The following is a 12,549-nucleotide window of genomic DNA, read 5'->3' on the forward strand; positions in this document are numbered from 1 at the left end:
ATGTTCATTCCAGTACCTCGACGGTGTGATGCTGGTTGGTGTAAATGCAGAGATCGCCCGCGATCGCCAGCGACTTCCTGACGACGTCCTCGGGCGCCATGTCGGTGTTCTGCAGCAGCGCCAGGCCGGCGGACTGCGCATAGGCGCCGCCCGAGCCGATGGCCGCCAGGCCGTGCTCGGGTTCCAGCACGTCGCCGTTGCCGGTCAGCACCAGCGTCGATTCCCGGTCGGCCACGATCAGCATGGCTTCCAGCCGGCGCAGCACGCGGTCGGTACGCCAGTCACGCGTCAGGTCCACCGCCGCGCGCAGCAGGTGGCCCTGGTGTTTTTCCAGCTTGCCCTCGAAACGCTCGATCAGCGTGAAGGCATCGGCCGTGGCGCCGGCGAAACCCGCCAGCACCGAATCCTTGTACAGGCGGCGCACCTTGCGGGCGCTGCCCTTCATGACGATGTTTCCCAGGGTGACCTGCCCGTCGCCGCCCAGGGCAACGCGGTTGCCGCGGCGCACGCTGATGATGGTCGTGCCGTGGAATTGTTCCATTTGCTCTTCCTGATGGGCCCGTGGCCCCGCGCTGGCGCGCCGGGCCGACGAGCGAAAACGACTGCTACGGTAGGTGGGGGCGCGAAAGTCCCGATTCAAGGCCGACCGGGCAAAAAAACGGCGCCAGAGGCGCCGTTCATACGGATCGCGCGGACGATCGCGTCAGTCGCCGTACAGCTTCTGCCGCAGTTCGCGGCGCTGCTGCGCCTCCAGCGACAGCGTGGCCGTGGGCCGCGCCAGCAACCGGGCAACGCCGATGGGCTCGCCGGTTTCCTCGCACCAGCCGTACTCGCCCGACTCGATGCGGCCCAGGGCCTGCTGGACCTTCTTCAGCAGCTTGCGCTCGCGGTCGCGGGTGCGCAGTTCCAGCGCATGCTCTTCCTCGATCGTGGCGCGATCGGCCGGATCCGGCACGAAAGGCGTCTCGCGCAGGTGCTCGGTGGTTTCACCTGCGTTCTGCAGCAGCTCGCGTTCGATTTCCTGGAGCCGGCTCTTGAAAAAGGCAAGCTGCGCTTCGTTCATATAGTCGGCCTCGGGCATGGCCAACAACTCTTTTTCAGAGAGCACGGCCTCGGCCGGCTTGGTCATCACGTTTTCCAACGCGTCCTCCTGAGTGACTTTTAAGGTTTTGCTCGACGCTTTCGTTGCCATGAAAATGCTCCGCGCGAATCAATAAGGCTTTCCAATTCCCACACAGCACCGCATATTCCAATCGCTCCCGGCAAGCCGGGTATCCCACCATGGGCGCCGCGGATCCGGCTCCGCCGGTCCGCCAGCGCCGCCCCCTGGGGGGCACGCGTCAGCGCGTAGGGGGGGGCGACCTACACCAGACATTGCTCCAGGCCGTGCATGAAGACATCGCGGGGCAGGTTGCGGCCGATGAAGACCAGTTTGCTGCCGCGTTTTTCGCCCGGCGCCCAGGCCCGGCCGGCATCGGCGCCCATCAGCATGTGCACGCCCTGGAACAGCATCCGGCGGTTCACGCCACTCATGTACAGAATACCCTTGTACCTCAATAAATCGGTTCCGTACACCTGCACCACGCCACCCAGGAATTCCTCCAGGCGCATGGGGTCGAACGGCTTGTCCGACTTGAACACGAAGGCGCCGATGGCGTCGTCGTGATGGTGGTGGTGATGGCCGTGCGCATGATGATGGCCGGGGTCGTTGCAGCCGTCGACCGCGCACTGCTCGCCATGTTCGTGACCGTGGTCGTGGCCATGATCGTGCCCGTGATCATGGTCATGGCCGTGGTCATGCGCCGCGGCATCGGGATGTTCGTCGGCCAGGAACTCCGGATCGATGTCCAGGATGGCGTTCAGGTTGAAGCCATTGATGTCCAGGATTTCCTTCAGGTCGACTTCGCCGAAGTTGACCGGCGTGATCGTGGCGCGCGGGTTGATGTGGACCAGGCGCGAACGCAGGGCCTGGTAGTCGGCGTCGTCGACCAGGTCCACCTTGGAAACCAGCAGGCGGTCGGCGAAGCCCACCTGGTTGAGCGCCTCGGGCTGCTCGTCCAGCGTCTGCATGCCGTGCTTGGCGTCCACCACGGTGATGACGGCATCCAGCCTGAAGTAGCTGGCCACCTCGTCTTCCATGAAGAAGGTCTGGCACACCGGGCCGGGGTTGGCCATGCCGGTGGTCTCGATGATGACCCGCTCGTACTTCAGCGCGCCGGCGCGCTGCTTGTCCTTCAGGTCGATCAGGATGCGCACCAGATCGCCGCGCACCGTGCAGCACACGCAGCCGTTGTTCATCTCGATGATCTGTTCGTCGCGGTCCTGGATCAGGAGATCATTGTCCACGCCTTCGGGCCCGAACTCGTTCTCGATCACCGCGATCCGGCGGCCATGGTGCTCAGTCAGAATCCGGTTGAGCAGCGTGGTCTTGCCCGCGCCCAGGAACCCCGTCAGGACAGTGACCGGAATCTGCTTCGGTGTTTTGTCCGCAGCCTTCATCTATACAGCTCCTTGCACATGCGTCCAGGGACGCGTCAATGCGTTTTGCGTTCGTCGCCGGCTTCGCGGCCGGCCTGGACGCAGGCGGGACAGCGCCCGCGCACGACCATTTCCACATCGCGCCCTTCGAAACCGTCGGGCAGGCGATCGAGATTCTGCTGGATACCCACCGGTGCATCGATACAGAACATGCGCCGGCAGACATCGCATTGAAAGTGCCCATGCGGCTCGCCGTGGTGGTGATGCGCGTGGGGCGTTCCCGCATCGTCGCCGGGCCGGGCGACGCTGAAGCGCCAGACGCGGTCTTCCCCGGCGATGCGGTGCGCGAGGCCGGTCTGCACCAGCCACTCCAGCACGCGGTACACGGTGACCCGGTCGACCGACACCGACGACCCGATGCGGTCGAACAGTTCCTGGTGCGACAGCGCGCTCGCCACCTCCATCAGGGTCGCCAAGACATGCACCCGGGTTGCGGTGACTCGTGCGCCTTGGGCACGTATCGCCTCGCGGGCCAGATCCTCCACGCGTCGCTCCTTCCGTTCGGCCCGCCAAGCGGGGCCGGATTACAGCACAAGCCGCTTTGCCAGGGCAAACCCGGACTAACCCCCGGTCTGCCCTGCGGCGCAAACTGCTTCTCCCCCCGGGGAAACCGCCCCAGGCAAAAAGCACCGGACGGTGTACCACGAATCGCCGCCGGCAGAGGCGAGATATGGGGGCGCTTTGGGGGAATTCAAGCCTTTCGGCCGATTTTGGTAACCGTTTGCGACGAAAGCGGACGAATACGCCCTAGACCCGCTGCAACAGCAGCCCTTTCAGGTACTCGCCTTCGGGGTGGGTCATGCGCATGGGATGGTCGATCCCGGCCGCCAGCCGCTCCAGCAGCACGAAGTCCTGGCGCGCGTCCACCGCGGCGCCGGCCACGATCTTCTGGAACAGGTCCACGCCGATGGCGCCCGAACACGAGAAGGTCAGCAGGTAGCCGCCCGGCTTGACCAGCTTCATGCCCTTCAGGTTGACGTCCTTGTAGGCGCGCGCCGCCTTGTCCACGTGGTGCGCCGAGGGGGCGAACTTGGGCGGGTCCAGCACCACGATGTCGAACAACTGCCCTTCGGCGGCCAGCGCCTTCTGCGCCTCGGCCACCTTGGACACCCGGCACTCGAAGGCGGCTTCGTCCAGGCCGTTGCGGGCCGCGTTGCGGGCGGCCATCGCCAGCGCGTCGGCCGACGAATCCACCGACACGGCGCGGGCCGCCCCGGCGCGCATGGCCGCCAGCGAAAAACCGCCCGTGTACGAGAAGCAGTTCAGCACCGTGGCGCCGGGCCCGGCCAGCGCGGCCAGTTCCGCCACCCGGCGCCGGCTCTCGCGCTGGTCCAGGTAGAAGCCGGTCTTGTGGCCGTGGACCACGTCCACGCCGTAGCGCACGCCGTCCTCGACGATCTCGACCTCGGCGGGCGGCTCCGTCCCCCGCAGCACGCCGGTGCGGGGCGCCAGGCCCTCGCGCTCGCGCGCCGCGGCATCGGAGCGCTCGTACACGTCGGCGCAGCCGGTGGCGGCCACCAGCGCGTCGACCAGGACGTCGCGCCAGCGCTCGACCCCGGCGGCCAGGAACTGGACCACCAACTGGCCGGCGTAGCGGTCCGCCACGAAGCCCGGCAGCGCATCGGCCTCGCCGAACACCAGCCGGACCGCGTCGGTACGGCCGGCCAGCGTGGCGCGGCGGGCCACGGCGTCGGCCACCCGGGCGGCCATCCAGCCGGCGTCGACCGGTTCGTCCTCGCGGAAGGTCCAGCAGCGCACGCGTATCTGCGAATCGGGGCTGTAAGCGCCCCAGGCCAGGAAATTGCCGCGGCCGTCGACCACGCGCACGGTATCGCCGGCCTGCGGCCGGCCAACGGCCTGCGCCACGGCGGTGGCGTAGACCCAGGGATGGCGCCGCAGCAGGGATTTTTCCTTGCCGGGCTTGAGAACGACGTCGTTCATCGGGACTTCTTCAAAGCGGGATGGGGCCGGATGGCAGGCCGCCATGGTACCGCCGCCGGGCCCGAGGCCCAAATCCCGCCCGTCCGGTAGCCGGCTCAGGCCAGGCCGGCATACGCCGGCTTGCTGGCATACACGTCGTCGGGCCGCGCTGCCAGCATGGCCTCCAGCCGCGCGCGCAGGCCAGCATATCCGGGTTCGTGGAAGACGTTGCGCGTCTCCTGCGGATCCGCTTGCAGGTCGTACATCTCGCCGTCTCCGCTGCCCATCTCCATCGTCAGCTTGGCGGTCGCCGTGCGCACGGCCCGCAGCTGCAGCGGCACCCCCCTGCGGCCGGCGCCCAGGTCCCATTCGCACAAGGCATGTTCGCGGCGGTCACGCCCTTCGATCAGGCCGCGCAGCGTCGCGCCGTGCATGGGCGCGGGGGCCGGCACGCCACCGTAGTCGAGCAGCGTGGCGGCCACGTCCAGCGTGGATACCGGATCGGCCACGATCTTGCCCGGCGGGATGCCGGGCCCCTTGGCGATCATGCCGACGCGCATCAATCCGTCGTACAGCATCGGTCCCTTCTGCAACAGGCCGTGGTCCCCCAGCCATTCGCCATGGTCGGAGGTGAAGACGACCAGGGTGTCGCCGGCCAGGCCCAGTTCGGAGACGAGCGCCTCGATGCGGCCCACCTGGTGGTCGATGAGCGAGATCATGCCGTAGTAGTTGGCGATGATGTGCCGAAGCTGGGCATCGGACGGCGGCTCGTTCGCCGGCCGGATGCGCAGGCTCCGCAGGTCCTCGCGGCCCACGGTCGACACGCCCTCCAGGTAGGCTCGGTGCCACCACGGCTTGTCCTCCAGGCGGCGCGTCCGCACCCGTGGCAGGTCGATGTCCGACGGCGCGTGCAGCCTGGACCAGGGCTCGGGACAGTCGAAGGGATGATGGGGATCCGGGAACGATGCCCAGACGACGAACGGGCGGTCGTGGTTGCGTCGTATGAACTCCAGGGTCCGGTCGCCGATCCAGGTCGAGTTGTGCCATGCCACCGGCAGGGCGGAGTAATGCGTTTCCCAGGCGCCGCCGGTCGAGGGACCCAGGTCCCGGGAATACAGCGCGTTGCGCTCCGCCCCCCGGCCATCGCCGTAGTACCAGCGCGAGTAGTGCTGCCCGGCGGGCGGTTCGAAGGGAGGATGGTTGTTGTGCCCCTCAACGATCAGCTCCACGTGCTGAAAACCCATGTAGGGGCCGTTCCAGTCGGCGCCGAAGCTGGCCTGGCTGTGGCGGCACTCCGGGCTGCCCGTGGGCTCGAAGGTCAGGTGCGAGGCGAAGTGGGCCTTGCCGATGAATCCGGTGCGATAGCCGGCGTTCGACAGCGCCGCGGCGAATCCGCGTTCCCCCATTGCCGCCGGCAGGTCGATGCCGTTGTCGCTCACGCCATGCGTCATCGGCAGCAGGCCCGTCAGGATCGAGGCGCGCGCCGGCTGGCAGACCACGCTGGGCGTCACGCAGTGGGCGAAGCGGGTCCCGTGCCGCGCCATGTCGTCCAGGTGGGGCGTGCTGACGTGCCGGCCCTCGAAGCCGTAGCAGTCTCCACGGTGCTGGTCCGACGTGATGAAGATGATGTTCATGCGCTGGTATCCGCTCATTTCCTCAGGGTATTCAGGACCTGGTCCCGTTCGGACGCGATGCGCCGCGCGAACTCGGCCGGCGAGCACGACGTCGCGACGATCCCCGCCTCGGCCAGTTGCCGCGATACCTCGGGCAGCGCCAGCACCCGCGCGACCTCGGCATGAAGCCTGGCCTGGACGTCGGCCGGCAGGCCCGCCGGCGCCAGCAGACCGAACCAGGCCTCGAACGTATAGCCCGGCAGCGCTTCGGCCACTGCCGGCACGTCGGGCATGACATCCAGCCGCCGGGCCGAGGTCACGCCCAGGGCCTGCATCCGGCCGGCCTTGCGCTGCTGTTCGGCCGGTCCCGGCGCGAGCAGCATGGTGTCGATGTTGCCGGCCATGACGTCGTTCATCGCCTGCGGCCCCGCCCGGTAGGGAACGTGCATCATGCTGATGCCCGCCGCCTTCTGCAGCAAGGCCATGCCAACATAGTGGACGGAGGCGTCGCCGGCAGAACCGAAGCGCAGCTTGCCCGGGCTGCGCTTCGCGGTATCGAGCAGGCTGTCCAGCGAGCGCAGGCCCGATGACGGACTCGCCACCACGACCATGGGCAGCGTCGCGAGCAGGGAGATGGGCGTGAAGTCCCGCCGCACGTCGTAGGGCAGGTCCGGCATCAGCGCGGGCACGATGGTCAGGGCGTTCTCGCTGGTCGCCAGCAAGGTATAGCCGTCCGGCCTGGCCCGCGCGACCGCGCTCGCGCCTATGCTGGCATTGGCCCCGGGCCGGTTCTCGATCACGACCGGGGTATCGAGCCCCTTGGCCAGTTGATTGCCGACGATGCGCGACACCGTGTCCAGCGCGCCGCCCGGCGCCGAGGACACGACGATCGTGATCGAACGCGAGGGATAAGTCGACGCCTGCGGCGCGGAACACGCCAGGCAGAGAAACCAGGCGCCTGCCAACTTGGATACCATGGGCGCATTCATCGCCGTGTCTCCCGGGATCTGATTGAAGTCCTTTGCCAGGAATGATGGCCGCTTCCCGGGCGGCAGGCCAATCGCGAATTCGCCGCGGGCCATATTCATCCGGATATGGCACCGGGGCACACGGGGGGGCGACTCACATGCTCAGAGAGGACTGGTATCTTCGCGACCGCCTGAAGCTGCGGCATCTCCAGATCCTGGTGACGCTCGCCTCGGTGCGCAACCTGAGCCAGGCGGCCCGGCTGCTGCACACGACGCAGCCCGCGCTGTCCAAGGCCCTGGGCGAACTGGAGAAAATGCTGGGCGTGAGCCTGTTCGAACGCCTGCCCAAGGGCCTGGCCCCGACGGCGCACTGCCTGGGCATCGTCGAACGCGCCCGGGAAGTGCTGGGCTCGCTGGGCCGGATGCGCGAGGACCTGGACGCGGTCGACACGGGCATCGACGGCGTGATCAACGTCGGGGCGAACACGTCCGCCACCGCCCTGCTGCTGCCGCACATCATCCTGCGCATCAAGTCGCTGCTGCCCGGCGTAACCGTGCGGGTGCACGATGGCGCCTTCGAGGACCTGATGGCCGGCCTGCGCGCCAACCGGCTCGATTTCCTGCTCGGCCGCTTCCACGCCGCCGAGCACCTGGACAACGTCGAGAACATCGGACTCTTCAACATCCGCATGGTCGCAGTCTGCGCCAACGGCCATCCCATCCTGAAGCGGCGGCGCGCCACGCTCGCCCAGCTCGCGCAATGGCCGTGGATACTGCCGCCCGGCGACGGCATCACCCGCCGGGGCCTGGAACTGATCTTCATGGAGGCGGGCGGCGCGCCCCCGCGCTTCGGCGTCGAGTGCGCCTCGGTGCTGGCCAACATGGTCATCATGCAGAACAGCCGCGCCCTGGCGGTGGCGGCCCTGCCCACCGCCACGCTGTTCGCGTCCTCGGGGCAGTTGTCCATCGTGCCGGTGACGCTGCCCCCGGTGTTCGGCCGCATCTCGCTGCTGCATCTGCGCGACCGCGCCCTGCACGCCCGCGACAAACTGTTCATGGACTGCGTGCAGAACGTCTCGGCGCAACTGGGCGAAAGCTACCTGAAATAGCCCGCCCTATTCCTTCTTCCCGGGCTCCTTGCGGCCCGCCCGGGGATGCGCCTTGTCGTACACCTTGGCCAGGTGCTGGAAATCCAGCCGGGTATAGATCTGGGTGGTCGAGATGCTGGCGTGGCCCAGCATTTCCTGCACCGCGCGCAGGTCCTCGGCCGATTGCAGCACGTGGCTGGCGAAGCTGTGCCGCAGCACGTGCGGATGGACGTGGGTGGGCACGCCCGCGGCCTGGCCTCGCCTGGCCAGTTGCGCCTGGACCACGCGGGCCGAGATGCGGCGGCCGCGCAGTCCGACGAACAGCGCATGGACGTCGCCGCCCCCCGCCACCAGGGTGGGGCGCGCCGCCAGCCAGGCGCGCAGGGCCTCGCAGGCCTGGCTGCCGACCGGCACGATGCGGCGCTTGCTGCCCTTGCCCAGCACGCTGACCTCGGCCTCGGCCAGGTCAAGCCAGCTGGACGATTCGTAGCCGGGTTCGCGCGCATAGGCCGTGTCCAGGCCCACCAGTTCGGACAGGCGCAGGCCGCTGGAATAGAACAGCTCGAACATGGCGGTGTCGCGCACTTCGACGGCATGGCGCTGCTCGGCGCTCTGGCCGGTGACTTCGGCCGCGACGGGCGGGGCGTGGTCGAGCAGGGCCTGCGTCTGGTCGACCGACAAGGCCTTGGGCAGGCCGCGCGGCGCCTTGGGGCCGCGCACGCCCGCGGCCGGGTTGCCGGGCATGCCCACGCGCGGCGCCCACCATTGGTAGAAGCCGCGCCAGCTGGCCAGCAGCCGGGCCAGGCTGCGCGGGCTCAGGCCCTGCGCGTGCAGTTGTCCCAGGTAGCGGCGCACGTGCCCCTGCGACACGCGTTCCAGCGGCACGTCATCCGCCAGTTCGACCAGATGGGCGAGGTCCCGCCGGTAGGCGGCCAGGGTGTGGGGGGAATAGCGGCGGCCCGAGCCCAGGTGTTCGAGCCATTCCAGCATGGGCCGGGCCAGCGCCGGCCCCGTGGCCTCGGAACCGGGATGGGGATCGTCGGCCACGGTACGTGTCAGGCGCGCGGCGCCTCGGTCAGGAGGCGCGACAGCGATGCGCTGGCCAGTTCACCGATACGCGTCAGAAAGGTCGTGCCCATCGAGGGCGTGAAACGCTCGGCGTCGGGCGATGCCAGCACCAGCAGCCCGAAGGCCTCGGGCGCGATGCCCACGCGCAGCGGGATCAGGGCCAGCGAACGCACTTCGCGGTCGAGCCAGGCGGCGGCCTCGAAGCCCGAATTCGGGCCGCAGTACGGCGACATCAGCCCATTGGCAAAGGTGCGGGCATCGGCCGAGACTTCGCCGCGCCAGGGGGCTTCGGCATCGCCCGGGGCGGTGTCGGCCCAGAGGCGCAGCGCCACGTCGGGCACGCTGAAGATCTCGCCCAGGCCGCCGGCCACGGCGGCGGGCAGCGCCTGCGGGTCGCGTTCCTTGAGCAGGCCGCGGCTCCACAGCAGCAGCCGGTCGGAAATGTGTTCGTTCTCGGCCGCGGCGCGCACCAGCTCCGACACCCGCAGTTCCATGCCGCGCACGCGCTCGCGCAGCGCCAGCACCTGGCGCTCGGCCAGCGAGACGGCCTTGCCCTCGTGGGGATGGGGCACCTTCATGGTGGAGAACAGCTCGGCGTGCCGTTCGAAGAAATCGGTGTTGTCCTTGAGGTATTGCGCGACTTCGTTGGCGTCCATGTACGTTCCGGAATTCATTGTTGATATAAGGCAAGGGCGCGCGAAGCGCGTAGGAGGTGGATTCCCCTCCCCCTCTAACCCAGGAGGCGGTCGACGTCGACGGTGCCTTCGAACACGGTCACGGCCGGGCCGGTCATCAGCAGTTGCTCGCCGTCCCAGGAGATGGTCAGCACCCCGCCTCGCGTCTGCACGCGCACCGGCGACTCCAGCAACCCGCGGCGGATGCCCGCGGCCACCGCCGCGCAGGCGCCCGTGCCGCAGGCCAGCGTCTCGCCCGCGCCGCGCTCGTAGACGCGCAGCCGGATGTCGTGGCGACCGACGATCTGCATGAAACCGGCATTGACCCGGCGGGGAAAGCGCGGATGGCTCTCGACCCGCGGGCCGACGGACGCCACCGGCGCGAGGTCGACGTCGTCGACCACCTGCACCGCGTGCGGATTGGAAATGCCGACGGCCGACACCCAGACGACGCGCTCGGCCTCGCCCGGCGCCGACACGTCCAGCGGCCAGACGTCGTCCTGGCCTTCGCGCCGGGGCGTCAGGCCCGCCGGGTCGAACGGCACGGCGGCCGGATCGAAGCTGGTGCGGCCCATGTCGACGCTGACCTCGCCGTCGTCCTGTTCGTTCAGCACGATGATGCCGGTGCAGATCTCGGCGCGCACGGGATTGCGGTCGGTCAGGCCCTGCTCGTGGACGAAGCGCACGAAGCAGCGGGCGCCATTGCCGCAATGCTCGACCTCGCCGCCGTCGGCGTTGAAGATGCGGTAGCGGAAGTCGGCGTCGGAGCGGGTGGGCCGCTCGACCAGCAGGATCTGGTCGGCCCCGATGCCGAATTGCCGATGGGCGAGCTTGCGCGCCCGCTCGGGAGTGAGTCGGATATCTTGGCGCACGCCGTCCAGGACGACGAAATCATTGCCCGCGCCATGCATTTTGGTGAAGTGCCAGGTCATGCCGGAATTATAGTCCGCGCCCAGGCGCCACGCGCCGCCGGGGGCGGAGCTTGGTATTCTGGCGACTGGCCGGTCTACTGGAACTTGCAATGGCTCGTATCGTCCCCGACGGCTGGCGGGAAATCAACGCCACCGGCGCCGCCCGCCGGGAAATCGAAACCCTGGCCACGCTCGAACGCGGCCTGCCCGATTCCTACACCGTCTACCATGCCGTCCACTGGACCAACGTGGAGCATGGCTTCTCGGTCTATGGCGACATCGACTTCGCCATCGTCAACGCCGCCGGCGACCTGCTGCTGATCGAGCAGGTCAGCGGGTTCCTGGAGGAAACCGCCGACGGGCTCTGCAAGAAATACCCCAGCCACAGCACCAACGTGCCGATACAGATCGCGCGCCAGCTGGCGGTGCTGCGCGGCCGGCTGGCCCGGCGCCCCCACCTGGACGCCATCCGCGTCGAGTACCTGCTGTATTGCCCGGACTACTCGGTGCGCCATCCCGAGACCGCCGGGCTGTCGGCCGAGCGCATCGTCGACGCCGCCGAGCGCGACCGCCTGTGCGCGGTCATCCAGCTGGCGCTGCCGCAGGCGCCCGCCACCCAGGCCGCGCCGGCCGTGCGCCGCTTCCTGGACGACATCATCCAGCTCGAACCCGACGCCAACGCCCTGGTGGGGCAGGCGCGGGCGCTGGTCACCCGCATCTCGGGCGGCCTGGCGCACTGGGCGCGGCGGCTGGAGTTCGACCCGTTCCGCCTGAGGGTGATCGGCACCGCCGGGTCGGGCAAGACCCAGCTCGCCCACGCCGAGTTCCGCACCGCCATCGATGCCGGCCGCCGGCCGTTGTACGTCTGCTTCAACCGGCCGCTGGCGGACCACTTCAACGGCATCGCGCCCGAAGGCGGGCTGGCGTGCACCTTCCACACCCTGTGCGACAAGGTGCTGCACGCCGCCGGGCAGCCGGTGGACTTCTCGGGCCCCGACGCCTTCACCAGCCTGGTGTCGCGCGCCGCGCGCGAAGCCGTGCCCGACCACCTGCGCTTCGACACCATCATCATCGACGAAGGCCAGGACTTCTCCGATGAATGGCGCGACCAGATCCTGCGCCATGCGCGCGAGCACGCGCGCCTGGTCTGGCTGGAAGACCCGATGCAGAACCTGTACGGCAAGCCGGCCGTGCACCTGCCGGACTGGGTCACGCTGCGCGCGCAAAGCAACTACCGCAGTCCGCGCAGCATCGTGAAGCTGCTGGACCGCCTGTTGCCCGACGACCAGCACATCGAGCCGCGCGGCCCCATCGCCGCCGGCGGGCTGGGCGTGCTGGTCTACGACAATGAGGCGGACCTGCTGGTGCACACCAAGAAGGCCATCTCGCAAAGCCTGGCCGCCGGCTTCAAGCGCGCCGACATCGCGGTGGTCAGCTTCCGGGGCCGCGAAAGCTCGGCCGTGCTGGGCCAGACCCAGCTCGGCCCGCATGCCATGCGCACCTTCACCGGGCGCTACGACCTGTTCGGCAAGCCCGAGTTCTCGGAAGGCGAAGTGCTGATGGAGTCGGTCTACCGCTTCAAGGGCCAGGCCGCGCCCGCCGTCGTGTTCACCGAGGTCGACTTCGACCACCTGGACGAGCGGACGGCGCGCAAGCTCTTCGTGGGCGCCACGCGTGCCATGCTGCGGCTGGAACTGGTGGTGTCGCGGCACGCGATGGAGCACGGGCTGGCCGCGATACTGGAAAGCGCGGCCTGAGGCCTGTCGACG

Annotated in this window: 12 protein-coding genes; 2 read left to right on the plus strand and 10 right to left on the minus strand. The window is 68.9% G+C overall.

Translation table 11 applies throughout. The features are described 5' to 3' along the window. Window positions 1-4: 4 nt before the first annotated feature. The 7 genes from hslV to WKR98_RS01665 all read right to left on the minus strand — a co-directional run bounded on the left by hslV (window position 5) and on the right by WKR98_RS01665 (window position 7,048). The gene (gene hslV, locus WKR98_RS01635) at window positions 5-541 is read right to left on the minus strand and encodes an ATP-dependent protease subunit HslV (RefSeq protein ID WP_341431833.1); all 537 of its coding nucleotides are present in this window, start codon (window positions 539-541) and stop codon (window positions 5-7) included. Window positions 542-703: 162 nt separating this feature from the next. After that, window positions 704-1,129, minus strand: coding sequence for an RNA polymerase-binding protein DksA (gene dksA, locus WKR98_RS01640; protein WP_370282629.1), 426 nt, complete (start codon window positions 1,127-1,129; stop codon window positions 704-706). A gap of 233 nt (window positions 1,130-1,362) precedes the next feature. Then, on the minus strand, window positions 1,363-2,499 hold the full coding sequence (locus tag WKR98_RS01645; protein WP_341431834.1) for a CobW family GTP-binding protein: 1,137 nt from the start codon (window positions 2,497-2,499) through the stop codon (window positions 1,363-1,365). A 35-nt stretch (window positions 2,500-2,534) separates the two neighbouring features. Further along, window positions 2,535-3,023: a Fur family transcriptional regulator gene (locus WKR98_RS01650; protein WP_124691569.1), complete on the minus strand. Its 489-nt coding sequence runs from the start codon at window positions 3,021-3,023 to the stop codon at window positions 2,535-2,537. A gap of 262 nt (window positions 3,024-3,285) precedes the next feature. Beyond that, on the minus strand, window positions 3,286-4,479 hold the full coding sequence (locus tag WKR98_RS01655) for a class I SAM-dependent rRNA methyltransferase (RefSeq protein ID WP_341431835.1): 1,194 nt from the start codon (window positions 4,477-4,479) through the stop codon (window positions 3,286-3,288). A gap of 95 nt (window positions 4,480-4,574) precedes the next feature. Then, window positions 4,575-6,092 (minus strand): sulfatase-like hydrolase/transferase, encoded by a 1,518-nt coding sequence (locus tag WKR98_RS01660; RefSeq protein WP_341431836.1) that lies wholly within the window; start codon window positions 6,090-6,092, stop codon window positions 4,575-4,577. 14 nt (window positions 6,093-6,106) lie between these two features. Continuing rightward, a complete protein-coding gene (locus WKR98_RS01665; protein WP_341431837.1) occupies window positions 6,107-7,048 on the minus strand; it encodes a Bug family tripartite tricarboxylate transporter substrate binding protein in 942 nt (313 codons plus the stop codon). Between the two features lie 149 nt (window positions 7,049-7,197). Here WKR98_RS01665 and WKR98_RS01670 point away from each other — a divergent pair, with 149 nt between their 5' ends. Continuing rightward, on the plus strand, window positions 7,198-8,148 hold the full coding sequence (locus tag WKR98_RS01670) for a LysR substrate-binding domain-containing protein (RefSeq protein WP_341431838.1): 951 nt from the start codon (window positions 7,198-7,200) through the stop codon (window positions 8,146-8,148). Window positions 8,149-8,154: 6 nt separating this feature from the next. Here the strand turns inward: WKR98_RS01670 and xerC are convergent, their stop codons facing one another. The 3 genes from xerC to dapF form a co-directional block, all read right to left on the minus strand. Then, window positions 8,155-9,117 (minus strand): tyrosine recombinase XerC, encoded by a 963-nt coding sequence (gene xerC / locus WKR98_RS01675; protein WP_124692507.1) that lies wholly within the window; start codon window positions 9,115-9,117, stop codon window positions 8,155-8,157. A gap of 65 nt (window positions 9,118-9,182) precedes the next feature. Continuing rightward, a complete protein-coding gene (locus WKR98_RS01680; RefSeq protein WP_238160197.1) occupies window positions 9,183-9,851 on the minus strand; it encodes a DUF484 family protein in 669 nt (222 codons plus the stop codon). Window positions 9,852-9,925: 74 nt separating this feature from the next. After that, window positions 9,926-10,801: a diaminopimelate epimerase gene (gene dapF, locus WKR98_RS01685; RefSeq protein WP_124691575.1), complete on the minus strand. Its 876-nt coding sequence runs from the start codon at window positions 10,799-10,801 to the stop codon at window positions 9,926-9,928. Between the two features lie 89 nt (window positions 10,802-10,890). Here dapF and WKR98_RS01690 point away from each other — a divergent pair, with 89 nt between their 5' ends. Next, entirely contained in the window at window positions 10,891-12,537 is a 1,647-nt protein-coding gene (locus WKR98_RS01690; protein ID WP_341431839.1) for a DEAD/DEAH box helicase, read from the plus strand. The last annotated feature ends 12 nt before the right edge of the window (window positions 12,538-12,549 follow it).

Origin of the sequence: Pigmentiphaga sp. YJ18 (assembly GCF_038066655.1) — a bacterium.
GTDB lineage: Bacteria > Pseudomonadota > Gammaproteobacteria > Burkholderiales > Burkholderiaceae_B > Pigmentiphaga.